Below are 23,100 nucleotides of genomic sequence, written 5' to 3'. Positions count from 1 at the left end.
CCTTAAGACCTTAAGAAAGATTGAAACGATAAAAAAATTACATATCGGCGTGCCAGCAAGTACCGAGAAGCGTGATGTTGTTGATAACAGTTATCATGTATCCGAGCTTATGTTCTTTGACGATGTTGCAGGTCAGAATGTTTACCAGGAGCATCCTATTCATAAAAAATTTGTTGCAGACTGCTCTCATCTCTGGGAGAAAGTTGTTGTATACGACTCAATAGATGTTTAAAAGAAAAAGCTGATCTTTCGATCAGCTTTTTTGTTTAGTAACGTAGTAATTATTTCAATCTCTTTAATCGAGCCATGTAGAATCCATCAAATCCCTCAGAGGGTAATGCATGCTTTTCTTCCTGCAACTCAAACTCATCTCTCCGGTTTTCAAGAAATTTCTTGATCTGTTGGTCATTTTCGGATGGTAATATGCTACAGGTTGAATAGACAAGAAGTCCACCAGGTTTGACCATTAAGCAGTAGTCGTTAAGGATATGCTGCTGTAGATCTTTAACCTTATCAATAAATTCTATTGATAACTTCCATTTTGCGTCTGGATTTCTTTTAAGTACCCCGAGCCCTGAACATGGTACATCGAGTAGGAGACGGTCAGCATTATCTTCAAGACGTTTAACTGTTTTTGAGGATTCAATTAATCTTGTTTCCATATTACTAACACCTGCCCTGCGTGCCCTTCTTTGTAATTCATCGAGCTTATATTGCTCGACATCCATTGCAATTATTCTTCCCTTGTTTTTCATTAACGCTGCAAGATGAAGCGTTTTGCCTCCCGCTCCTGCGCAAGCATCTATAACACGCATACCAGGTTCTACCTGTAAAAACGGAGCTATGAACTGTGACGCAGCATCTTGAACTTCAAAGAGACCGTCTTTGAAGGCAGAGGTGCCAAATACATTTTGTCGTTCTTCGAGAAGTAAAGCATCCTGGAATTGGTCATGCACATGTGTTTCTACGTTTTCCTCTGCGAGCAGTTTTTGCAGATCACGTTTGGAGATTTTTAACGTATTGGTGCGAAGTACAACCGCAGCCTCTTCATTTAAGGCATGTAGTTCATGATTCCACTGACGACCAATTTCTCGCTCACATAATTCATCCAACCAATCAGGAACGGATTCTATTATTTTTCTTGTTTTTTCGGCTTCTTTATAAAGGGATTTAATTGAGTCACGTTTGATGCCTTTAAACTCATCCCACATCGGAAGATCAATTTCGTGAAGGACACACCATGCCGCAAGAAGCTTCCAATATTCATCACCTTTTGCTTCGGTTACCCTCCTTAAAAGACGATACCAGCGAACGATGTCATAGGTAGTTTCAGCAATAAAACGCCTGTCGCGAGCGCCCCATTTGGGATTTTGTTTCAATACTTTTTCTATCACCTTGTCTGCGTACTTCTTCGCTCCAAATATTGCATCCAGAGCCTGAATTACGCCTTCACTTGTACTGCGATGTAATCTCATCTATTTTTTATATGGTGCAAAGGTGCAAAAAATTATTTCAAGTCTGGCACCTGTGTTAGGTATTCGCAATTGGAGAAGTTGATGTAGAATTGTAAAATTTCTAATTTGAGTCCATTAAACAAGAACATATGCAAAGAAGAAGTTTTCTTAGAAGAACGATAACAGCTGCTTCTGTTATACCTGTAAGTAGGGCTTTCTCATTAACGGACCATGAGATGAATTCTTCTTCAGAAAAAACATTTAAGCTTAATTATGCACCTCATGATGGAATGTTCGTGAACCATGCGGGAAAGAACCTTATAGATCAGATCCGTTTTATGCATGACCAGGGCTTTCGGGCTATAGAAGATAATGGTTTATTAAAAAGACCAGTTGATGAACAGGAAAAGATCGGTAAGGAACTGGTGAAACTTGGTATGACTATGGGTGTCTTTGTTGTTGATAGTGGCGATAATTGGAAGATTTCGCTCACAACGGGCAAACAAGAATTTATAGATAACTTTATTCGCACTTGTAAGCAGTGTGTTGAGGCAGCAAAACGTGTAAATGCGAGGTGGGTCACCGTTGTCCCGGGCTTTTATGAAAGAACGTTGCCGATTGGTATTCAAACGGCTAACGTGATCGAAGCACTTCGTAGGGGAGCTGAAGTATTTGAACCTCATAACCTCATTATGGTACTCGAGCCGTTAAGTGATACGCCTGATCTTTTCCTTCGAAACTCCGATCAAACTTTTCAAATATGTAAAGCTATTAATAGTCCTTCATGTAAAATTTTATTTGATGTGTACCACATGCAGCGAAATGAGGGTAATATTATTAACAACATCGATAAGTGCTGGGACGAAATTGCCTACTTTCAAATAGGTGATAATCCTGGAAGGAAAGAGCCTACTACAGGCGAGATTAATTATAAGAATATCTTTAAACATGTGACCAGTAAGGGGTTCAAAGGTATTTGGGGCATGGAACACGGTAATGCTAATCCAGGAAAAGAAGGGGAGCTGGCACTGATTAAGGCCTATAGGGAAGTAGATAATTTCTAAACACTTTTTTATTGTTTACGTTTATTACCGGGCGTAGACTGTTGAATTAGTTTATCTTTGTACAATACCCACTAGTCAGAACCGATATGAGAGCCGGATTTCCCTGTCTTTTTGTCTCTATTCTCATTTTTTCATCAACTTTAGTATCTGCACAAGACGAGGCAATAACCAATTCCATCATGAAGGGGCTTGGTAATATTGGCTCCAAGAAAAAAGCAAAGCTTGATTCTGTTGATTTTCAATTCGCCATTTCCGTTAATGAAAACGCAGGACTAATTGATGTAAAGCAAAAAGGTGAGATGTTAACGCGCGGCCTGTATCAAATTAAAAATAAGAGCCAACGCACGCCGGAAGAGGTGGGCCGGGACACGGTAGATTATGCCGTAAACTTGTATCAACTGAAACTGTATAAACTTGCTGAAGGATCATTTAAAGAAGCGAAGGCGTATCTTGAAGCACATAATCTTAGTACGGATATAAGTTACGTCAGGTGTATCTCCTCCCTTGCGCTTGTTTATATGGCACAGGGAAAAACGATAGAATCGGAGGACCTGATAAATACAGCACTGAGGGCAAGCATGCAATTGGGCGAGAGGTCTGCCGCGTACGCTGCCAACCTCAACAGTCATGCGAAATATGAGCAAATGGTCGGCCATTACAACGAAGCTGAGAAGGGTTTTGATGAGACACTTGAGCTAGTTAAAAAGGTGTTTACAGAAAACAGTCTGCAATACGCTATTGTACTCAATAATAAGGCAATGTTGCTTCAAAATGTAGGACGCTACGACGAAGCTATTGCATTAATGAAAAAATCTGTAAGCGTAGCTGATGAAACATTCAAGAAAGGTATTAAAGTAAGAACATCGTTCGATGAGAGGAGATTTCAGTCTAACCTTGCCTTGATGTACCAGCTAAGCGGACGAAACGCGGAGGCAGAGTCAACGTTTCTTGAAATGAAAAAGTCATATGAAAGAAATATGGCGTCTAAGAATCCTGAGTATGCGGTGTTGCTAAACCAACTTGCTATTCTTTATATACAGACAAAGAAGTACAATGAGGTCGAAGCGCTATTGAAGAAAGCGCAGGATATATTAAAGAAAAAGCATACCGAGGAAAGCCCGACATACGCCAGGGCTACTGGTGATTTAGGCGTATTTTACAGAATAACAGGGAAGCATGCTGAAGCTGAACCTTTGATAACAAAGGCGCTTGCAATCAGGGAGAAGATATTGGGCACGGAGCACCCTGATTACATTCGTACAAAAGAAGAACTGGCAATTCTTTATTGGAAGATGGGGCAGTGGGAAAAAGCTTATGAGAACTATAAGCCGGTAATGGATAAAACTATTGACTTTATAAATAACTATTTCCCGCCGATGAGTGAAGCAGAGAAAACAAAGTACTGGGATATTACATCACCTCGTTTTCAACGCTTTTACAATTTTGCCATTGAAGCTATTTCTGCAAAACCTTCTATTGCAATTGATATCTATGAGTATCAGGCAACCACAAAAGGATTATTACTCAATTCAACCAACAAGATTAAACAAGCTATTTTAAGTAGTGGTAATAATGTCTTGATTAACGATTATTTGCAATGGTTAGATAAGAAAGAGACGCTATCAAGATATTACGCGTTGTCGAAAGAAGAACTCGGTGAACAAAAAATAAATCTTACTGCCCTAGAAGCTGAAGCAAATAAGTTGGAGCGCTCCCTCTCATCTCGTTCTACTGATTTCTCATCGGGTTACTCAACACAGAAAGTAAATTTTAAACAGGTAAGAGATGTGCTTGGAGATACAGAGGCTGCGCTGGAGATAATAAGAGTAAGTGGTTATGGACAGGATTTCACAAATGAATCAAAATACATCGTACTGGTTTTATCAAAGGGAGTACAGCTACCCAAAGTTGTTGTACTTGAAAACGGAGGGCAACTTGATACACGTTATGCAAAGTTCTACCGTAACGCAGTACAGCAGCGAATTTCGGATGACTATTCTTATGAGCATTATTGGGCGCGTTTCGATAAGGAGGTAGAAGCAAAAAAGAAACTTTATGTTTCTCCGGATGGTGTTTATAATCAAATAAATTTAAATACCCTTAAAAAGCCAGGAGCTGACTATGTAATCAATAAGTATGATATAACGGTAGTTGGTAATTCAAGAGATCTTATTACCCTTAAAGCCAGAAAACCTGGTGCACAAAAGAAAGATGCTATGCTGTTAGGATATCCGGATTACGGCGGACATGATATTGCAGCGCTTCCGGGCACCAAAGCGGAGATAGAAACGATATCAAAGATTTTAAAGACAGGTGGGTATCAGCTTAAGCAATTTATGCAACAACAGGCGTCTGAAAAGAACCTGAAGTCTGTAAAGAGTCCTTTACTCATGCATATTGCTACGCATGGATACTTCCTTCAGGATGTACAAAGTAGTACAGGAAGTGCATTTGGAATAAACGCGGAGAATGCAGCAAACAATCCATTGCTACGTTCTGGGTTAATACTAGCCAACGCCAGCAAGACTGTTAGCGGTGCTGCTACAACTAACCTTGAAAGCAACGATAACGGTATACTTACCGCTTACGAGGCAATGAACCTGGATTTGCAGAATACTGATCTCATTGTATTAAGTGCGTGTGAAACAGGGTTGGGTGATATAAAGAACGGCGAAGGCGTATATGGCCTTCAGCGTGCGTTTCTGGTGGCTGGTGCAGAGGCAATGATCATGAGCTTATGGAAAGTAGATGATGCAGCCACGCAACAATTGATGACTAACTTTTATACCAACTGGATTAAAAGTGGTAATAAACAAAAAGCGTTTAAGCAAGCTCAACTTCAGCTTATGAACAAATACAAAGAGCCCTATTACTGGGGAGCTTTTGTAATGATGGGACAGTAGTTTTACAAGATAATAGAGCAACTTTTCCTTAACCGTTCTTTATAAACAGTAACATACGATTAACATAGCGTTGATAATTAGTGAATAGACCGCATCTATTTTTGGTGCGTGTAACTATCAACCCTATATGAAGAAATCAATTACAAAACTCTTATGTTTATTATTGACAGTAATAATTGTCATAACCTCATGTGAAGGTCCTCAGGGAGACATTGGACCGCAAGGCGAAAAAGGAGACAAAGGAGATAAGGGTGACCAGGGTCTGGCGGGTGAAGATGCTTCACAGGTTGTTCTTACCAGTCATTCGACAACATCAACCTTTGTAAAACCACTTGCGGGCTTTGAAAGCCTTGAACTATACTCTTTGATTGGAAGTGATGATTACTTTCCTGAGTCTCCAACTTTTGTTTATGGCGGACAACCCGATGGCGCAGGCCTCATGAGAAACCCTACCGGGGAAGGTTTCTTCCTTATTACAAATCATGAATTTAATCGTTCTGTTTCAAAAGTTTATCTCGATAAAACCTTTAAACCTTATAAAGGAGAATACCTTGTAAATTTTAATGGAGGCAAAACACGGTTGTGTTCTGCAACATTAGCTACCCCTGAGGAACATGGCTTTGGACCTGTTTTCCTTACAGCAGGTGAAAGTGGCGTTGAGTCACTTGTGCATGCAATTGACCCATTAGCACCCGCAGATCCATCCAACTCAAGTAGAACAAAACCGGCGCTAGGCCATGCGAGTATGGAGAATGCCGTGCCTCTTCCAAAGGATGCATATCCAGGTAAGACTGTTATTATTATTGGTGAAGACGATAGTAACGGACAGCTTATCGCATATGTGTCTAACACAACGGGCGACTTAGATAATGGCAAACTGTATGTTCTCAAAAGAACAAACAATGATCCAATAGAAACTAATATTCAGGTAGGAAGCACCTACGATGTAGAGTTCGTAGAAATTCCCAATGCTAAAAATCTTTCTGGTGCAGAAATAGCTGCAAAAACTGTTGAAGTAAATGCAATACAGTTTGCAAGGGTAGAAGACGTTGACTATAGAAAAGGAAGTGCGGCTCATGCTCGAGAAGTATACTTTACAGCTACAGGTGTTGCCAATGGCCCTGACGTTGGTAAGACCAAGTTCGGAAGAGTTTATAAGATTGTGTTAAATGAAGGAAATCCACTTCTCGGAAAACTGGAAGTTGCTGCAGAAGGTGATTCTCAGGCTGGTAGGGGAATTGTCAATCCAGATAATGTATGTGTTACAGACAATTATGTTTACATACAGGAAGACGGCGATTCTTTCTACCCTGAGGCAACACACGATTCGTACGTATGGCAATTCAATATTAATACAAAGGCATTAAGACCAATGTTATCTGCTGATCATCAACGTGGAAATACTGACTTTAATGCCAAATACAATACAGTGAATGTTGCTACAAAAGGTAGCTGGGAGTTTGGTGCCATGCTTGATATATCAAACATCATCAACATCCCCAATACTTTTTTGCTTAATATTCATCCCCATACATGGAGAGAAGAACGTTTTGAAAATGCAGATGGCAGCGGAGTAACTGTTGCTGATGATGTAAGCTCTTCTTACTGGGAGGGTGGGCAAACAATTATTATCAGGGGTTTGCCAAAATAAAAAATCTGAAGTTTAAATAGAATAGCCCTCTGCACTTGCGGAGGGTTATTTTCATTTATAAGGAGTAATATGAATCTTATAAAAACCGGTTTAATATCAATAGTATTACTGATTACAACGGCTACACTTTTTACCAGATGTAAGCAAGAAGAAAAAGTAGACAATACTAACGCTGCCTTAGCACTTTTTAATCACGACCTCGATACACTTAATTACCTCGTTGATTCAGTTTTCTATGTTCAGGTTGCTGGAAACGATGATGTTGCTACTTTGAGGAGTACTTTCTTAACTTCAAGAGATGCCTATAAACGCATCGAGTTTCTTGTTGAATTTTATATGCCTGAAACAAGTCGTTTTGTTAATGGCCCTCCTTTACCTGAGATTGAAGTTGAAGAACACGAAATAACTGAGCCGCATGGCTTCCAGGTAATTGAAGAGATACTTTATCCGGAATACGCCGAGAGCGACAAGGAGCATTTATTGCTTGAGATTAAGAATCTGTCAATTTTTATTAAGAAGTACAATGATTTCTTTGGTGTAAAACAAATTACTGCTAACCACCTTCTTCACGCATTGCGAATGAATGTCTTCCGGGTGATTGCTCTGGGACTTAGCGGCTTTGATACACCTTTAAGTAAGAATGGAATAGTAGAAGCAGGCACCTCTTTCAGTACTTTGAATCGATATCTGAATGTTTTTTATGCAGCAAGTAAAGATGAAGTGTTGGTCAATGACTTAAAGAACAAAATTGCTTCCGCTAGTACCTATCTCATCCAACAAAAAGACTTTGACGCTTTTGATAGGATGTATTTTATAAAAAAGTACGCTAATCCCATTTTTAGGGATATGCTTACTTTTCAGAGAAGTATTGGAATAGAACCCTTACATACCGTCAGCCCTTTCGCGGTGATGCTGAAAACATTTTTGATGCTGATAATTATGATGCAGATGCTTATGCCGAAAACGGTGCTTTTTACGCTACACCAGAAAAAGTTGCTTTAGGGGAGAGTTTGTTCTTCGACCCATCACTATCCAAACGGAAGTCACGTTCATGTGCTTCGTGTCATAAACCCTCACTAGCATTTACCGATGGGCTAGCAAAGAATAAGAATCTTTCAGACGACGGACTTATTTTAAGAAATACACCTACACTTTTGAATGCTGCTTTTCAGAATAGTCAATTTTATGATATGCGGAGCGAGAACCTTGAAGGTCAGTCAATAGATGTTATTCGTCATAAAGATGAGATGCATGGCTCGGTTGATGATCTGATTGAGTACCTGAGAAATGACTCAACCTACCAGGATCTGTTTGATAAGGCTTTTCCTGGCAGCAGAGGCAACATAAAGGCTATGCATATTCAGAATGCTATTGCAGCGTATGTCAGATCGCTTAAGTCTCTTGATTCAAAATTTGACAGGCACATGAAAACGGATTCCTCAATACTTAGTACAGATGAGATAGCAGGGTTTAACCTGTTTATGGGAAAAGCAAAGTGTGCAACATGTCATTTCATACCTCTTTTTAATGGCACAATTCCTCCCTCATTTTCAAAAACAGAATCAGAAGTACTCGGTGTCCCCGCTTCAAAAGCAAAAGGTGCAAAAGTTGATCCCGATGAAGGAAGGTACACCATTCATAAAATGGAACCACTCAGGTATGCTTTTAAAACTCCACGGTGCGAAATGCTGCGCTTACAGCACCATATATGCACAATGGTGTTTATCAGTCGTTGGAAGAAATAATAGAGTTTTACAACAAAGGAGGAGGAGCAGGATTAGGTATTGAACTTGAAAATCAAACACTGCCTGCAGAACCACTGAACCTTTCAGAGGAAGAACAATCTCAGCTTGTAACTTTTATTAAAACACTTACTGATACGGCAGGGTTAGCATCAAAATACCATAGCCAAATGAGACCTAGTAAAACCTTGTAGAGGTGCATTGCTTAACGTGGTGCTCTAGCTAAAAGAATTTTAAAATGTATTGAACTTTCGGTTTTGTCATGTAGAATTGTGCCGGTAGAAAATACTATCAGGTATGAGTTTTATTAAGACCATTGATCTTTCATCTTATAATTTTTTATGGAACTAAGACAACTTGGAAATTCATCAGTAAAAGTAACACCTCTTGCATTTGGCGCGTGGGCAGTGGGCGGCTGGATGTGGGGCGGCGCTGAAGAAAATGAATCAATAAATGCAATACGTGCTTCTTATGAGCATGGGATGACCACAATTGACACAGCTCCTGTATATGGTTTTGGCAGAAGTGAAGAGCTGGTTGCAAAGGCAATGCAAGGTGTTGCACGTGACAGGTATCAGATTCTTACCAAATACGGTATGAACTGGGAGAACGAGAAAGGTGAATACTTCTTCGACTCGGTAGATACAAATGGTAAGCCTTTTAAAATGTATAAGTGGGCAGCGAAAGAAAAGGTGCGTAAAGAATGTGAAGATAGTCTACGCAGACTTAAGACAGACTACATTGATCTGTATCAAATCCACTGGCCCGATGCAACAACACCTATTGCTGAGACTATGGGCGAGGTAGATAAGCTTATTAAAGAAGGTAAGGTAAGGGCAGCTGGTGTTTGTAACTATTCTGTAGAGCAGGTGGAAGAGGCTTTAAAAGCAGTAAAGCTGGTCTCCAATCAAGTGCCTTACAGCATGGTTAACAGAGGTATAGAAAAAGACATTATACCGCAGGCTCAGAAAAGAGATATGGTTATTCTTCCTTACAGTCCGCTTCAACGTGGCTTGCTCACCGGGAAGATTACACGCGATTATAAATTCAACGAAGGCGATAACCGTCCTACCACAAAATTTTATAAGCCTGAAAATCTCGATCGTATCAATGCAATGCTTGGCAAGCTAAAGCCAATTGCAGAGAAACATAATGCAACACTTTCTCAACTGGTAATCAATTGGACTGCAAATAGGCCAGCCATGGGATGTGTACTTGTAGGTGCGCGAAATGAGAAACAGGTTAAGGAGAATGTGGCTAGCCTGAGTTTTACACTGTCAAAAGAAGAGCTTGATACAATTACGGCGGCAGCAGATGCTCTTGTGCTTGTCGATTAGGAATTAATCCTGGGAAAGAAAAATAGTAAGATTAAATAAGCCTGTAGCAGTCTGCTACAGGTTTATTTATTATCATTATTTAGCAGGCGATAATTTTAACAGCATACCAGGTCCTTCGGTAGCTACATAAATAAAGCCTTCAGGGCTTTCTGCTACTGCACGTACACGGCCAACTTTATCCAATAGTTTTTCTTGTTTCACGTAATTACCATTTTCAATTTCAACACGTGCTACATGCTGAAAAGACAACGCACCGACTAGGATGTTGTTCTTCCATCCTGGAAATTTATCCTGGGTAACAAGGGCCATGCCGCAAGGCGCAATAGAAGGAACCCAATACGTTACAGGTTGTTCCATGCCCTCCATCGAGGTTTTATCAGTAATAGGTTTGCCATCATAGTTGATGCCGTATGTTATCTTAGGCCATCCGTAGTTCTTTCCTTTCTCAACTTTGTTTAGCTCATCACCTCCCTTAGGTCCATGTTCATGATCCCACAGTGTTTCTGTTACTTTGTCGTAAACGAGACCTTGAGGATTGCGATGTCCATAGCTCCAGATCTCTGGCTTTGCTCCTGGTGTGTTAACAAACGGGTTGTCAGTTGGCACTCTTCCATCGTCATGTAACCTGATGATTTTACCAAGATGGTTTCCTAAATTCTGTGCATTCTCCATGGTGCCACGTTCTCCGGAAGAGAAGAAAATGTAACCCTTCTCATCAAAAGCGATGCGTGACCCAAAGTGCACACCTGAATTCGCATAAGGCTGGGCAGTAAATAATTCATGAAGGCCAGTAAGCTTGTTGCCATCAAGTTTAGCACGAGCTATGGTTGTAGCACCACCCTCCTTACCTGGCTTTGCATAACTTAAATAAATCCATCCATTGTTTTTATAATCGGGATGGAGCTGAATATCCAGAAGCCCTCCCTGGCCAGTTGCAAATACTGCCGGAACATTTTCAATCTGTTCAGTCTGGAGCTGATCGTCTTTAACAATAAGTATTTTTCCCTCACGCTCGGTAACAAGCACCCGGCCATCAGGCAGGAATGCAATGCCCCAAGGATGTTGAAGTTTGTTTGTAATGGTATCTATTGAATATTTTTCTTTGTCTGATGAGACTACCTTGCCAGGTGTTGTATTCTCTTCTGGCGTACCATCAGGATTTGAAGTGTCATCATGTTTACCTCCATTTTCACTGCAGGAGGCAAACAACAAGGATGAGATAAGAAGTATTAGTCCGAACCGAGTCGTCATATATTTATTTAGTTATTAATGCAAGTTTATTTACTCCATTCATATGCCATCACAGTATTTCCATTAAAGGTGGGAACAAACACTGTTTTGGTTGCAGGATGGTATCCAAGGTCAGCACTGTTTAATTTTTGCTCTTTTGTATCTAAAAGCTTTTGCGCTTTGCCTTCGGCGTTTACGTAATACACTTCACCTGGCCAGCTTGAAACAATGTATTCATCCTTGCCTACAAGTAAAATGCCATCAGCACCTTGCGATGTTTCCGTAAATTTGTTTAACTCTTTGTTCTTGCTTAGTTTATAGTTCGCTCCATTTCCTGCATCAGCAACGTAAAGCATATCATCTATTGCAAGTAAACCATTAATTCTTGTAAATGCTTTGCTTTCAAAATACAATTCAGCTTTATCATCACCTTTTATCAGGTGTATTTTACCAGTAGCACTATCTGATACGTATACGTTTCCTTTTTTATCTACGGTGATGTCGTTTAAGAATTGTGCGCCTTCAATTTCAATGGAGTTATCTATCCTTCCTGTTGCAATATCAATCACGGCGACTTTTGAAAGATCTGCCACATATAATTTCCCCTTCACCAGGCCCATACCTTTTGGTGCATCCAAACCAGTTACCCATTGCAGTGTTTCTATTTTTCCATCCAGCCTTAGTTTTGTGATGAACCCATTCCCGTCTTTTTCGCCTGACTTCCCATCGATATTTGAGACATAGAGAATATTGGCCTTGCCATCATAGTAAACTGATTCTGGTGTGCGTAACAGTGAGTCTGTTTTCCATTTTAAGGTAAGCTTCTGCGCTTCGGCATAGCCAAGTGTGTTTAGCAGGATAATGACGAAGAGTATTAATTTGTTCATATGCATACAGGATTAAACATCTTTATAAATAATTTATGTATCAGAATTCAACGGTTGCTGATATTCAAAAATAATCAGGTGTAGGGTGGTACAATGCTTAATAAAATTTGAGGTAAGTAAATCACTAAATTAAAAAGCACTGAAGGGCAGAAAGATAGTGCTTTGCATTAAATCTGCAAATGCATTCTGGTAGCAGAAACCGGATGTCCATCGACGCTGCCTGCAGTACAAGACGTACGCAGGACTACATCCGGCAACAAGCGCTGTTCAATCAAACAAATTGAAGATCATTCGGAAGTTTCAAATACCTGTACTAATTTCAGCACAAAATAAAAAGTCATGTATAGCGGATTATTAGTCACACATTCTTACTTAAGGTATTTTATTCTGATCATGCTGATCATTGTTATTGTAATGTCATTGATCGGCTTGGTTAACAAAAAGCCATATACAAAAACACATGATAAAACAGGGCTGTTTCTTTTTATCTGTACACACATTCAACTTCTGCTGGGTATTATACTTTACATTGTAAGTTACACAAGCGGAGGAAGGGTTCAGTTCAATTCAGAGACTATGAAGAACGCCGCATTGCGCTATTTTGCGGTTGAACATGGTCTAACGATGTTAATAGCTGTCGTTTTTATTACATTGGCAAGAACAGGAGCAAAGAAGCTTGCTGTTGACCAGGCAAAACACAGAAGGTTGTTCATTTTCAACCTGATAGCACTAATCATCATCATAGGCACTGTATATGGATTAGGTGGTGGATATAACACTTACTAGAGCAGGAAATGTAATTACATCGATAAACCGGCCTTGCAGCCGGTTTTTATGTTTATAGGGTTAGCGGGAATATTGTAAATTTGCATTTTGCTAAACCCCACAAGGCATGAGACTGTCTGTACTTTTACTCTTTTTATTTCTGAGCTTCTCACTTTTTGCTCAACAGGTTTCTTCTCGCTACGAGCTTGTGAAGATGGATAAGAATGTAAATACGTTCCGTCATGAAGCAGCTCCTGTAATCTCTCCGGATGGTAACTTGTTGTATTTCTTCGTTCACAATCATCCTGATAATACATATGGCAAAGAAGACAGCCAGGATATCTGGATGTCTAAGAAAGATGAGAGCGGTGTATGGAGCCCGGCAGAACACCTCCGGAACCCTTTTAACATTCACCCCTACAATCAGTTATTTACAGTACTCCCTGATGGCATGTTCTTCATTAAAGGAGGGCGCAGCAAAGGAGAGAAAGGTTTTTCTGTTGTTACCGGGGGATCATTAAAGGAGTTGGAAGTAAAAGATTTCAAGTCTATGAACAAAGGTCGTTTCTATGGCGCTACTATGTCAGAAGACATGAAACACATGGTTATTTACTTCAGCGAAAAGGAAGGCAGCGTCTCAAGCGATTTGTATGTGAGTCATGCACAGCCTGACGGATCATGGAGTCGCCCTCAACTGTTAAAGATCACGTCACCACAGGATGATGTAGGTCCTTTTATTGGACCTGATCAAAAAACATTATACTTTGCCAGCGCACGACCAGCTGCCGGCAGACAAGGTCAAACAGACATTTATAAAACAACAAGACTTGACGATACCTGGAACAATTGGTCGCCGCCGGTTAACATCGGCAAACCCATTAACACCAGTGGCGAAGACTTCTACTTTACAGTTGACAACGCAGGAAACGTAATAACCAGTCGCGCCAATAAAGCACTTGAAGGAGCACAGCTCGATCTGTACATGCTGGTGCCTAAAACGATCAATATTAAGCTTGAAGGCCTGGTATATAACCAGAAGAACCACGACCCTGTACTTGCGAATGTAGAGGTTAAAATGAAAGATAAACAACCTGTAAATGTGCGTACGGGAACAGACGGTTTATTTAGCACCAGATTTCCTGAAGTAACACAATATACAGTTAGTGCTTCTGCCGAAGGATATCTTCCTAAGGAAATGAAATTCACCATTCCCACATTGTATAATGATACTACCGTAAGTATAGAAGTACCACTAACTCCTGTAGCTAAAAAACTTATGATTGCAGGTAATGTGTATGATGAAAAGACAGAGAAGCTTATACCTGCAAAACTTGATATTGTAGCCCGAGCTGACAGGAAGACAAGCCTGAAAACAAACACAGACGACGGTAAATATGAACAGGTTGTACCCAAACTGGGATGGTATATTATCACGGCATCATCAGCAGGATATTTAAACGTAACGGATAGCGTACAATTAGCAGATGAAGAAATAACTCCGGTAACCAAAGACCTTTACCTTCAGGAAATTGAAATCGGTGTTACTGTGCGTCTTAAGAATATTTATTTTGATTTCGACAAGACTACCTTAAAGAAGGAGTCTTTTGTTGAACTTAATAAGGTTGTTGACTTTTTAAAGCAAAATAAAACTGTAGAAGTTGAAATAGCAGGCCATACTGATAACAAGGGCTCAGATGATTATAACCTTAACCTATCTCAGGGAAGATCACAATCGGTGGTAGATTATATCATCAGTCAGGGAATTGACAGTTACAGGCTTACGGCACATGGTTATGGCGAGACAAAGCCTATAGATTCTAATGATGGGGAAACCGGACGTGCTAATAACCGACGCGTTGAGTTCACTGTAGTAAAGAAGTAGTAGGTACTTCTTTACTACAGGCTCTGTTTACTTGACAGGAACCTTATTTACTTTAACGTAAGACTTTATCATTTCCATTGTTTCTGCAACGGAGCTTGCTACCTGAACTTTGTAGGTACCGATGTTTTTAAAGAAACGGATGGTTATTTCATCCTGGTTGAGCAGGATAACTTTTTTGTTCGACTTTAAGGCCAATGACACCTCAGAGGCAGTACCGGCAGCCATACCAATAACAACAATAATGTTAGAGGAAAGTATATTAATGATATTCCTCGCGCTGCCCATGCCAGTCATTATTTTAATGTCAGCATGATCAGACGAATTAACGCTGTTGTCGTTAGGTAACACACCTATCGTAAGTCCTTTGGCGTCATGTGCACCTCTCATGGCAGCATCCATTACACCAAAGCTTCGGCCTCCGGTAAGTACCACCCAGCCTTCTTGGGCCACGGCTTTCCCCAGGTCAAATGCTATTTCATTGTCCTCAGGAGTTGCGCTTTCTCCTGGCCCCATGATGCCTATAATTGTTTTTGCCATAAATTTTTCAGGATAAGCAAAGATAGTTAGCGGTGCATGTATTACAAATAAATTAGAATTCATTATCGCATTCCCTGCAAAGATTTACTTTGCGATGCGGAAATAATACGCCGAAGAACAAAACTTTAAAACTCTCCCGCTCACCTTTAGGGAAGGTACGAGTTATCCGGGTAGAACCGCAACTCGGGCATTGTAGTGAATTATGATAAGAAACTGAAAGACTTACTTCATCCAAAATCTCTCTAGCCTTTTCTTTATCGCCTGAAAACAAATGAAGCCTTACCTTAAAACCAAGAAACGGCTGTGCGGGGTAAAGGTTAGACAGATTCTCTTCTGTTAGAAAACAAGGAATACCGTAAGCGTCAAGTTTGGTTTTTGCGATGTTCGCATCTATTGCGGTGTCATAAACCTTATAAACAACAATGTCGTCGCGCTCTTTCATTTTAATCATCTCGCCGTTCTTAACGCTTGCGCGATTTATTAATTATAACATATTTGCAATGCTGGAAAGATACTAAAAAAACTCAAGTCGAATGAAGCGTTTAATTGTTGATATGGATGATGTGATGGCCGATGCAACAGGTCAGTTTATATATTATTACGAACGGGAGTTTGGTGTACGTGTCGATCGCGCCGTACTTGATGGCAAGGAAGAGGGAGAAGGGTTCCCTGAAAATCATCATATATTAAAACAGTTTCCCTATCAGCATAATTTCTTCAGAACCATGCAGGTGAATGAAGGAAGCCAGGAAGTGCTGGAAGCGCTGAATAAGAAGTACGAAGTATTTATTGTAAGCGCGGCCATGGAGTTTCCGCAGTCACTACCCGAGAAGCTGGAGTGGCTCAATGAACACTTTCCTTTCCTGCACTGGCGGCAGATTGTCTTTTGCGGAAGTAAAACAGTAGTGCATGGCGATTACATGATTGACGATCTGCCCCGTAATCTTGAAAAGTTTAATGGAGAGAAGTTTCTTTTCTCTGCACCGCATAACAGCCACATCAACAGATTTCAGCGCCTCAACAACTGGAAGGAAGTAGGAGAGAAGTTTCTTTGATGCTGAGCTGTTTAACTGGATTCTGGCTTCTATCCTTTTTAGTGGCGTCTTTGCGTGAGGCACCAGGGGCGGAAATGCAGTAGAAATGTTTGATGGCGTGAAGTAATGTGCTGTTATCCTAACTCTCACTTCCGGTAAAGGAGGTTGCTTCGTCCTGCTCGCGCCAATATCATTCTCATATTCTTTAAAGATGGATAAAAAGGTATAACTATTTCATACTTTTTAGTGTCTAACTGTATTCCAGGCTCTAATTACAAACAAAGTTAATACTTATGCTAAACCGCGTATTCTTAGTTTTCTTTCTGATCATCGGTGTATGCGTAAAGAACAATCTTATCGCTCAAAATACAGAACGAAAGTTTATAGACATTAATCACGTTAAAATGGCCTACAAGACTTTTGGATTAGAGAGTAGAAAAGAGGGTGATCCAATAATTGTTTTTGAAAGTGGTATGGGAATGGGAGGGGGTAACTTTGAATTATTGTTTCCGTATCTTTCAAAGGAAGTTTCAGGAATAGTATATGACCGAAATGGACTTGGCGAATCAGAAACAGATACTACAATAGTTAACGATGCTGATGTAGTAAAACGCCTGCATACTTTGCTCGCAACGTTAAACATAAAGCCACCTTATCTTTTAGTTGGGCATTCTATTGGTGGTCCTTTTATACGGTTGTTTACTTCGTTTTATCCTGAGAATACCTGTGGACTGGTATTCATTGATCCTACCGATTTTATGCTTACAGCAGAAGAAGATGAGCATGTTAAAAGAAGTACTTCTAGTGTTACTGGTTATCATGATCTATGGAGAATTAATTTGAAGCATATGGGTATTGACGCAACCTTACCCTTCGGCCTGCGGCGAGAAGTAAAAAGAGAACTTGCTGCAAGCACACCACTTTTCTTTAAAGAATACACCCACCTTCATCCGCTTAAGAATGTTCCTATTACGGTGTTAATCTCCTACAACAAACCCATAGAACCCTACGAAGCGAAGATGAATGAACAACTAAAATTAGGTATAAACATATCGCCATGGTGGAAAGAGTTAGACAGGTTAAGAATAATGCACTATTCTGATATGATCAAGATGAATCAATATAGTCGGGTTGTTCTTTTGCCAGGTTATAGCCATGGCATTCATCATCAGGACCCTGAATTGGTTGCAAAATCTATATTGGATACGTTTAAGAACTGCAAACGCCGTATGAAGGAATAATCAATAGAATGGATTTCGATGCAGAAGATTTTATTATACAAAGATCGTGTTGATAACAAACTAATATTAAACCGCAGGAGCGCCTTCTAATATCAGATAATGCATATATTTTTGTAATTGTTTATCAAATCATAAAAAGTTATATGTCTCAGAAGATCGTAATAACATTTTGCCTTTTATTTGTCAGCCTTCTTGTTGTTGCCCAACAGGTAAATGAACCTAAAGATATTCCTGCTGATTGGTCGAAGCCTTATAAGCCTTTTCGCATTGCAGGAAACCTCTACTATGTAGGCACGTACGACCTCGCTTGTTACCTTATTGTTACCCCACAAGGGAATATCCTTATCAACACCGGACTAGCTTCTTCTGCGCAACAGATTACGTCAAGCATAGAAACGCTGGGTTTTAAGCTGAGCGATACAAAGATACTATTGACAACACAGGCCCATTACGATCATGTTGCTGCCATGGCAGCCATTAAACGATCAACAGGCGCAAAGATGTTGGTTGATGAAGCCGATGCGCGGGTATTGGAAGATGGAGGAAGTTCTGACTATGCACTGGGCGGCAACGGCAAAACGTTTGAGCCGGTGAAGCCCGACCAATTATTACATGATGGTGATACCATTACCTTGGGCGATATGCACCTGGTTATGCTTCACCACCCCGGACATACTAAAGGCTCATGCAGTTTTTTGTTTACGGTAAAGGACGAGAAGAAGACCTATAGGGTACTGATCGCAAACATGCCTACCATTGTTACTGACGAGAGCTTCTCGGCAATAGCAACATACCCGGACATAGAAAAGGACTACCGCTATACATTGCAGGCCATGAAAGGTCTTTCATTCGATCTATGGCTTGCCTCACACGCCAGTCAGTTTGCACTACATAAGAAACACAAGCCTGGCGATAAATACAACCCCGCAGCGTTTATAGACAGAGCAGGATATCACAAGTCGCTCGATGAATTACAGAATCACTTTCAGAAGAAAGTAGGGAATAAGTAGGCAGTAGGCAATTGGCAGTAGGCAGTGCGTAATTGACAGTTGACAATGTTCAATTAACAATCACCAGTCCTAATGCCTGATTGTTACAGGTTGCATGTTTAAAGTTTCAGGTTGTTGGAACCTTAAACCTGTAACTTTAAACAACCCAGAACCTCTAACAAAAAAAGAGCAAACAATCCAGCGATGTTGTAGTCAGCCAGAGGCTTTATACACCATAACATCTGCATAATCCATTTGCTGGCCATAGCACGGCCACCAAACTCCGCATTTACACGCCTTGTATTTGCAAAGGCAGCGTCATGCTTGATTTTTTCTTTGGAGGCACCACCTTTTTTGCGGATGATAATCTTGTCACCGCCACCCATTTTATATGCTAAAATCTGACCGAAGGAACCTGTAAAGGTAATTTCAGCGGATAGAATAGCCATGATCAGTAGAGTTTCAGCTGCGATTCAGCTTAGTATAAGGGTTGGTAAAAAGGTATATAATTCAAAGATTACAGGTAAGTAACCCGTAGATAACCCGTCTCTTTAAGGTACGGGTTATCTACGGGTTATGTACGGGTTATCTACGGGTTATCTACGGGTTATCCTGTGGTAAAACAGGGGACAAACAAGGGGATGAGTAGGGTTTGAGGTAGGGGATGGATGGGGTAAATCCCGGGTTTTGGAAAGCTTTATAGGTAAAGGGGAAGCAAACTTCTGGAGTTGGTAGCGATGAGGTATGTCTTGTTTGCGTATATCAGTGTTTACCCATTGTAAACATGAACTGCTTCAATTTTTTATTAATTTAGGATTAGCGTTATACAACAACTTTGCGATAGTGATTGGACAAGTACTAAGCGGTTTTTGATTATAGTAAGAAGTAAGCCATACTAATACCAGGAGAGATGCAGAAACAATTCATTCAATGTGGTTTTTTTGAGAAGGAAATGGAAGGTATTAAATTGGAAGGGAATAAGGAGATATAAGCCATATGGCTTATATCGAGACGTTGTATGCAATGCCCTAGGACAAAATGAAAAAGAATTATCCGGACATGCGGATTCTCGATGAGACCGACAAGTACTTTATCGGGCACATTTTTGAAGACGCTTATTTAATTGAAAAACGAAATGGCGAAGAGGTCGTTCATGATGACTTCTACGGTGATCCATCTTGCGGACTAATAAGCAAGAACAATGACTGGGCTATCATTGCAGGAGAACACTTGACAGTTTGGACAAGAGGCAAAACAACGAAGATTGAGAAAGAGGACCTAAGGTGGATTTATGCACTTAGGACGAAGGACAATAAGACAGTAGAGATTTTAATTGATCCATGGACAGACAAGTCAGCCATTTGGACTTTGGACATTGCGACACTTCAGTTTAAGAAAGTTAAGGACTTTGAGGACTATAAAGAGAAGGAACGCACTGACGAAGTAGTTTGGTGAACGGGCACTGCATACAACACAAGATATAATTCATTTGCCTTTGTTTGTTTATTTTTTAAATTAAGGAAAGGCAAACGCCTTATATCAAAACGTTATGCGTAATACAACGACATGGACACATTAGAACTAATAAAATATCTAGAAGATAAAGACACAAGAAGATGTGGCTGGGGCATGGATGTCATTGACACAAGTTTTGAAACTATGCCAAGTGAATTTATTGGTTTTGCAGAATCCGACTTACAAAGTTCGTTTGACCATAAATATATCAATGCATTATCAAATGCAAAACGTGCTCTTGACTGCCAAGCCGATAGGTTACTTAAGTTATTTGGCTACTATAAAGAATCTCAAGACAAATTTTGGGGCTTCCCGAAAAAACTTGAGTTGATTCAAAAATTTGAAATTATTGCCCCAAGAGTTTTAAATAAAATAAATAAGACAAGGAATCTCATGGAGCATCAGTATATAAAACCCAAATCAGACCAAGTTGAGGACTTTCTTGACATAGCATCATTATTCATAGCTTCAACAGACCATTATGCTTCAAACTTTATTGATCATGTTGACTACATAAACGAAGACAACAAAGATTATGAAAAGTATTCAGAAGTGAACATTAACATCCCCCTCAGTGTCACTCGAAGAGGACACTGAGGTTTTAGAAGCACAATTTCATTTGCTACGCTAACTTTTGTACATTGGATTAATAAATAAACCCCTCTTGTCTCTACACCAGCAACATAACGAAGCTCATCAGGTCTACTTCTGTACAATCACTTGTTATAAATGGTTGCCGCTGTTTAAGGAAAGTAATGGTTATCATTCTGTTTATAAGTGGTTTGAACATCTTAAAAAGGATGGTTGTCACGTTGCAGCTTATGTGATCATGCCCAATCACCTTCATGCATTATTGTTTCTATCACATAACGGAACCTCCCTTAACAAACTTGTGGGTGAAGGCAAGCGGTTCATCGCTTATGCTATTGTGAACGGTTTAAAGAAGCAGGGTAAGCATGAGATATTAAAAGAACTGTCAGAAGGTGTTGAACAAAAGGAAATCGTAAAAGGAAAACTTCATCAGATTTTCAGGTTGTCATTTGATGCACGGCTATGTTATAACGAACAAATGGTAGAGCAGAAGTTGGATTATATTCACCATAATCCTGTAAAAGGAAAATGGTCGTTGGTCGAAGACTTTGCCTCATATTCACATTCAAGTGCAGCATTTTATGAGTTGGATGAAAAGAATGAATTTGTTGTTCATTACAAAGATTTAGGTAAAATTAAGAGCAGTGTTTCAGAAAGCTCAGAGTCCTCTGAAGAGTGACTCTGAGCGGGAGGGAAATAGGACCCATTTCTGGTTCAAGTCTTAAGCATGCGCCAGGCATTGCGCGCGACTTGGACCTACAATGATTGAAGCCCGATAATTTGAAGTAAGTTAGTACAAGTCACCCTCATACCATCGGACTTTCCTAAGACTTGCGCTAGTTAGGTAATCCAAAATAAGTTTGTCCCAGTCTAGGAGATAGTAACCTTTAAATTACTTATTTCATTTTATACGCTATGTAATCAGTTAAAAGTGGTTCAAGACCCATTTGCCTGAATTCAGTAGCAATTTGCGCACGATGATAGGTAGAGTGGTTGATTACATGAAATAGAATATCCCGAATGCTGTTTCTAAAAGGTTGTCCCGTACTGAGTCTGTAATCAATTACTTTGTCCGGGTCGAAGGAATCAAGAATAGAAACGGAGTCTTCATAGTTCTTTTTATTGATCTCATGTAATTGATGGATATGATGTTTTTCCCACCTTTCATACTGTAATTCTCTTGGTGCGATTTTATGATTCCATATACCATGTACATTCAGTATATGACTTATTAGCTTAATACAGTGATCAGAAACAATCGTTTCATTCTCGGTCAGAATTTTAATAATAGTATTGTTGGAGTGGTTGTTGTACTCGAAAAGATCACGTAAGAATAGCTGCATAGGCTTTGTTTGTCTCAGTGTAATCGCCAACGTCTCCCGGCACGCTCCATTTAAAACTGTCATGGTTGGCTAAAATAAAACGCTTGTAAAGATAGAACTTTATAAATTTCCATCGCTCATCTTGATTATCGATTCTATTGTTAGATTATTTTTACTCTCCGCAGATGTCGTCTGCAAAAAAACATTTCTTTGATGTATCGCCGCTGATAAAGAAATTAAGGGGGTTGTTCAGAAGGAGTCAGCAGGGTTGTAAACGAATACTTCTAAGTTAAGTAACTTACTATTACACCAAGGATATTTGATAAGAAGGTGAAATACAGTTATTTTCATTTTATGATTTCTGCTATTTTAAAAAACAACGGAATTTATAGTAGTAGTGACGAAACGCTTTTCGAGAAGGAAGTAAGGCACAGAACAATTTCAAAAGATGAACTTCTTGTTAAACGAGGAGAAGTTTGTAGATCTATTTTCTTCAACATAACAGGTTCTTTATATCAGTATAAGTCTAAGGATGAAATTAAAGAAAATGTTATTGATCTTCACGCTGATCAGGAATGGGTTTTAAACCAAATCAGTTTTACATTTCAAAAGCCTTCAGATACTTTTATAAAAGCCTATACAGATAGCAGGTTATTAGAATTATCAATAGAGTCAATACATTGTTTAATAGCGCAGTCGCCAGCCTTTCTGCAGCTGGCGAAGATATTTACAGCCGCAGGTTCAAGAATTAGTTTCTTTGATGATCGGATGACGCCAGCACAGAAGTATCAGTACATTCTCGATAATCGGAATAATTTAATTCAGAAGTTCCCGCTTAAATATATTGCATCCTATCTTAAAATGGCCCCGGAGACTTTAAGCAGAGTAAGGGAAAATTTTGCTAAAGGTGTATATTCTTGATTTAAGTCAAGGTATAAACACATTTTCTGGTGTTA

At 39.8% G+C, this 23,100-nt stretch carries 24 protein-coding genes; 17 read left to right on the top strand and 7 right to left on the bottom strand.

Features of this window, described 5'->3' with window-relative positions:
• Nucleotides 1-232: Dabb family protein (locus tag KK060_RS08050; protein WP_254153197.1), on the top strand; the 232-nt coding region annotated here is incomplete at its 5' end.
• Nucleotides 233-281: 49 nt separating this feature from the next.
• Here the strand turns inward: KK060_RS08050 and KK060_RS08045 are convergent.
• Nucleotides 282-1,475, bottom strand: coding sequence for an RsmB/NOP family class I SAM-dependent RNA methyltransferase (locus tag KK060_RS08045; protein ID WP_254153196.1), 1,194 nt, complete (start codon nt 1,473-1,475; stop codon nt 282-284).
• Between the two features lie 128 nt (nt 1,476-1,603).
• On the opposite strand from KK060_RS08045, the gene KK060_RS08040 reads away from it, so the two are divergent.
• The 7 genes from KK060_RS08040 (at nt 1,604) to KK060_RS08010 (ending at nt 10,151) form a co-directional block, all read left to right on the top strand.
• Nucleotides 1,604-2,518, top strand: a complete 915-nt coding sequence (locus KK060_RS08040) for a hydroxypyruvate isomerase family protein (protein ID WP_254153195.1) — start codon at nt 1,604-1,606, stop codon at nt 2,516-2,518.
• Nucleotides 2,519-2,604: 86 nt separating this feature from the next.
• Nucleotides 2,605-5,421 carry a CHAT domain-containing protein gene (locus KK060_RS08035; RefSeq protein ID WP_254153194.1) on the top strand — a complete coding sequence of 939 codons (2,817 nt, stop codon included), beginning with the start codon at nt 2,605-2,607 and terminating at the stop codon, nt 5,419-5,421.
• A 127-nt stretch (nt 5,422-5,548) separates the two neighbouring features.
• Complete coding sequence (locus KK060_RS08030; RefSeq protein WP_254153193.1) at nt 5,549-7,072, top strand: PhoX family protein; 1,524 nt, start codon at nt 5,549-5,551, stop codon at nt 7,070-7,072.
• A gap of 69 nt (nt 7,073-7,141) precedes the next feature.
• On the top strand, nt 7,142-8,074 hold the full coding sequence (locus KK060_RS08025) for a hypothetical protein (RefSeq protein ID WP_254153192.1): 933 nt from the start codon (nt 7,142-7,144) through the stop codon (nt 8,072-8,074).
• A gap of 8 nt (nt 8,075-8,082) precedes the next feature.
• On the top strand, nt 8,083-8,817 hold the full coding sequence (locus tag KK060_RS08020; RefSeq protein WP_254153191.1) for a cytochrome-c peroxidase: 735 nt from the start codon (nt 8,083-8,085) through the stop codon (nt 8,815-8,817).
• Nucleotides 8,781-9,008: a hypothetical protein gene (locus KK060_RS08015; RefSeq protein ID WP_254153190.1), complete on the top strand. Its 228-nt coding sequence runs from the start codon at nt 8,781-8,783 to the stop codon at nt 9,006-9,008. Before KK060_RS08020 ends, KK060_RS08015 begins: the two co-directional genes overlap by 37 nt.
• 147 nt (nt 9,009-9,155) lie before the next feature.
• Nucleotides 9,156-10,151, top strand: coding sequence for an aldo/keto reductase (locus KK060_RS08010; RefSeq protein WP_254153189.1), 996 nt, complete (start codon nt 9,156-9,158; stop codon nt 10,149-10,151).
• Between the two features lie 75 nt (nt 10,152-10,226).
• On the opposite strand, the gene KK060_RS08005 is transcribed toward KK060_RS08010, so the two are convergent.
• Together KK060_RS08005 and KK060_RS08000 are read right to left on the bottom strand one after the other, a co-directional pair.
• A complete protein-coding gene (locus tag KK060_RS08005; protein WP_254153188.1) occupies nt 10,227-11,402 on the bottom strand; it encodes a PQQ-dependent sugar dehydrogenase in 1,176 nt (391 codons plus the stop codon).
• A 26-nt stretch (nt 11,403-11,428) separates the two neighbouring features.
• Nucleotides 11,429-12,268: an SMP-30/gluconolactonase/LRE family protein gene (locus KK060_RS08000; RefSeq protein ID WP_254153187.1), complete on the bottom strand. Its 840-nt coding sequence runs from the start codon at nt 12,266-12,268 to the stop codon at nt 11,429-11,431.
• Between the two features lie 339 nt (nt 12,269-12,607).
• Here KK060_RS08000 and KK060_RS07995 point away from each other — a divergent pair, with 339 nt between their 5' ends.
• Both KK060_RS07995 and KK060_RS07990 read left to right on the top strand, forming a co-directional pair.
• The gene (locus tag KK060_RS07995) at nt 12,608-13,054 is read left to right on the top strand and encodes a cytochrome B (RefSeq protein ID WP_254153186.1); all 447 of its coding nucleotides are present in this window, start codon (nt 12,608-12,610) and stop codon (nt 13,052-13,054) included.
• Between the two features lie 106 nt (nt 13,055-13,160).
• Nucleotides 13,161-14,915 (top strand): OmpA family protein, encoded by a 1,755-nt coding sequence (locus tag KK060_RS07990; protein ID WP_254153185.1) that lies wholly within the window; start codon nt 13,161-13,163, stop codon nt 14,913-14,915.
• Nucleotides 14,916-14,942: 27 nt separating this feature from the next.
• Here KK060_RS07990 and KK060_RS07985 read toward each other — a convergent pair whose 3' ends face one another.
• Complete coding sequence (locus KK060_RS07985) at nt 14,943-15,452, bottom strand: TIGR00725 family protein (protein WP_254153184.1); 510 nt, start codon at nt 15,450-15,452, stop codon at nt 14,943-14,945.
• Nucleotides 15,453-15,504: 52 nt separating this feature from the next.
• Nucleotides 15,505-15,903, bottom strand: a complete 399-nt coding sequence (locus KK060_RS07980) for a putative signal transducing protein (RefSeq protein WP_254153183.1) — start codon at nt 15,901-15,903, stop codon at nt 15,505-15,507.
• An 82-nt stretch (nt 15,904-15,985) separates the two neighbouring features.
• Here KK060_RS07980 and KK060_RS07975 point away from each other — a divergent pair, with 82 nt between their 5' ends.
• The 3 genes from KK060_RS07975 (at nt 15,986) to bla (ending at nt 18,737) form a co-directional block, all read left to right on the top strand.
• Nucleotides 15,986-16,507: a 5' nucleotidase, NT5C type gene (locus KK060_RS07975; protein WP_254153182.1), complete on the top strand. Its 522-nt coding sequence runs from the start codon at nt 15,986-15,988 to the stop codon at nt 16,505-16,507.
• 272 nt (nt 16,508-16,779) lie between these two features.
• On the top strand, nt 16,780-17,727 hold the full coding sequence (locus KK060_RS07970; protein ID WP_254153181.1) for an alpha/beta fold hydrolase: 948 nt from the start codon (nt 16,780-16,782) through the stop codon (nt 17,725-17,727).
• Nucleotides 17,728-17,870: 143 nt separating this feature from the next.
• The gene (bla, locus tag KK060_RS07965) at nt 17,871-18,737 is read left to right on the top strand and encodes a subclass B3 metallo-beta-lactamase (RefSeq protein WP_254153180.1); all 867 of its coding nucleotides are present in this window, start codon (nt 17,871-17,873) and stop codon (nt 18,735-18,737) included.
• A gap of 122 nt (nt 18,738-18,859) precedes the next feature.
• Here bla and KK060_RS07960 read toward each other — a convergent pair whose 3' ends face one another.
• Nucleotides 18,860-19,165, bottom strand: coding sequence for a hypothetical protein (locus tag KK060_RS07960; protein ID WP_254153179.1), 306 nt, complete (start codon nt 19,163-19,165; stop codon nt 18,860-18,862).
• A gap of 589 nt (nt 19,166-19,754) precedes the next feature.
• Between KK060_RS07960 and KK060_RS07955 the strand changes: the two genes are divergently transcribed.
• The 3 genes from KK060_RS07955 to KK060_RS07945 all read left to right on the top strand — a co-directional run bounded on the left by KK060_RS07955 (nt 19,755) and on the right by KK060_RS07945 (nt 21,501).
• Entirely contained in the window at nt 19,755-20,171 is a 417-nt protein-coding gene (locus KK060_RS07955; RefSeq protein ID WP_254153178.1) for a hypothetical protein, read from the top strand.
• A gap of 111 nt (nt 20,172-20,282) precedes the next feature.
• Nucleotides 20,283-20,828 (top strand): hypothetical protein, encoded by a 546-nt coding sequence (locus tag KK060_RS07950; RefSeq protein ID WP_254153177.1) that lies wholly within the window; start codon nt 20,283-20,285, stop codon nt 20,826-20,828.
• A gap of 67 nt (nt 20,829-20,895) precedes the next feature.
• The gene (locus KK060_RS07945) at nt 20,896-21,501 is read left to right on the top strand and encodes a transposase (RefSeq protein WP_254153176.1); all 606 of its coding nucleotides are present in this window, start codon (nt 20,896-20,898) and stop codon (nt 21,499-21,501) included.
• Between the two features lie 217 nt (nt 21,502-21,718).
• On the opposite strand, the gene KK060_RS07940 is transcribed toward KK060_RS07945, so the two are convergent.
• Nucleotides 21,719-22,228 carry a DinB family protein gene (locus KK060_RS07940; protein ID WP_254153175.1) on the bottom strand — a complete coding sequence of 170 codons (510 nt, stop codon included), beginning with the start codon at nt 22,226-22,228 and terminating at the stop codon, nt 21,719-21,721.
• 270 nt (nt 22,229-22,498) lie between these two features.
• Between KK060_RS07940 and KK060_RS07935 the strand changes: the two genes are divergently transcribed.
• Nucleotides 22,499-23,065: a Crp/Fnr family transcriptional regulator gene (locus KK060_RS07935; RefSeq protein WP_254153174.1), complete on the top strand. Its 567-nt coding sequence runs from the start codon at nt 22,499-22,501 to the stop codon at nt 23,063-23,065.
• Nucleotides 23,066-23,100 lie beyond the last annotated feature (35 nt).

Source organism: Chryseosolibacter indicum (assembly GCF_018598585.1).
In the GTDB taxonomy this organism is placed as follows: domain Bacteria; phylum Bacteroidota; class Bacteroidia; order Cytophagales; family Cyclobacteriaceae; genus Chryseosolibacter; species Chryseosolibacter indicus.
The sequence above is the reverse complement of the archived record's forward strand: the minus strand, read 5'-3'. Positions and strand labels throughout refer to the sequence as shown.

Bases quoted from the DNA above. Each gene is read 5' to 3' on its own strand.
- KK060_RS08045 (WP_254153196.1), bottom strand. From the start codon at position 1,475: ATGAGATTACATCGCAGTACAAGTGAAGGCGTAATTCAGGCTCTGGAT.
- KK060_RS08040 (WP_254153195.1), top strand. From the start codon at position 1,604: ATGCAAAGAAGAAGTTTTCTTAGAAGAACGATAACAGCTGCTTCTGTT.
- KK060_RS08035 (WP_254153194.1), top strand. From the start codon at position 2,605: ATGAGAGCCGGATTTCCCTGTCTTTTTGTCTCTATTCTCATTTTTTCA.
- KK060_RS08030 (WP_254153193.1), top strand. From the start codon at position 5,549: ATGAAGAAATCAATTACAAAACTCTTATGTTTATTATTGACAGTAATA.
- KK060_RS08025 (WP_254153192.1), top strand. From the start codon at position 7,142: ATGAATCTTATAAAAACCGGTTTAATATCAATAGTATTACTGATTACA.
- KK060_RS08015 (WP_254153190.1), top strand. From the start codon at position 8,781: ATGCACAATGGTGTTTATCAGTCGTTGGAAGAAATAATAGAGTTTTAC.
- KK060_RS08010 (WP_254153189.1), top strand. From the start codon at position 9,156: ATGGAACTAAGACAACTTGGAAATTCATCAGTAAAAGTAACACCTCTT.
- KK060_RS08005 (WP_254153188.1), bottom strand. From the start codon at position 11,402: ATGACGACTCGGTTCGGACTAATACTTCTTATCTCATCCTTGTTGTTT.
- KK060_RS08000 (WP_254153187.1), bottom strand. From the start codon at position 12,268: ATGAACAAATTAATACTCTTCGTCATTATCCTGCTAAACACACTTGGC.
- KK060_RS07995 (WP_254153186.1), top strand. From the start codon at position 12,608: ATGTATAGCGGATTATTAGTCACACATTCTTACTTAAGGTATTTTATT.
- KK060_RS07990 (WP_254153185.1), top strand. From the start codon at position 13,161: ATGAGACTGTCTGTACTTTTACTCTTTTTATTTCTGAGCTTCTCACTT.
- KK060_RS07985 (WP_254153184.1), bottom strand. From the start codon at position 15,452: ATGGCAAAAACAATTATAGGCATCATGGGGCCAGGAGAAAGCGCAACT.
- KK060_RS07980 (WP_254153183.1), bottom strand. From the start codon at position 15,903: ATGATTAAAATGAAAGAGCGCGACGACATTGTTGTTTATAAGGTTTAT.
- KK060_RS07975 (WP_254153182.1), top strand. From the start codon at position 15,986: ATGAAGCGTTTAATTGTTGATATGGATGATGTGATGGCCGATGCAACA.
- KK060_RS07970 (WP_254153181.1), top strand. From the start codon at position 16,780: ATGCTAAACCGCGTATTCTTAGTTTTCTTTCTGATCATCGGTGTATGC.
- bla (WP_254153180.1), top strand. From the start codon at position 17,871: ATGTCTCAGAAGATCGTAATAACATTTTGCCTTTTATTTGTCAGCCTT.
- KK060_RS07960 (WP_254153179.1), bottom strand. From the start codon at position 19,165: ATGGCTATTCTATCCGCTGAAATTACCTTTACAGGTTCCTTCGGTCAG.
- KK060_RS07955 (WP_254153178.1), top strand. From the start codon at position 19,755: ATGAAAAAGAATTATCCGGACATGCGGATTCTCGATGAGACCGACAAG.
- KK060_RS07950 (WP_254153177.1), top strand. From the start codon at position 20,283: ATGGACACATTAGAACTAATAAAATATCTAGAAGATAAAGACACAAGA.
- KK060_RS07940 (WP_254153175.1), bottom strand. From the start codon at position 22,228: ATGACAGTTTTAAATGGAGCGTGCCGGGAGACGTTGGCGATTACACTG.
- KK060_RS07935 (WP_254153174.1), top strand. From the start codon at position 22,499: ATGATTTCTGCTATTTTAAAAAACAACGGAATTTATAGTAGTAGTGAC.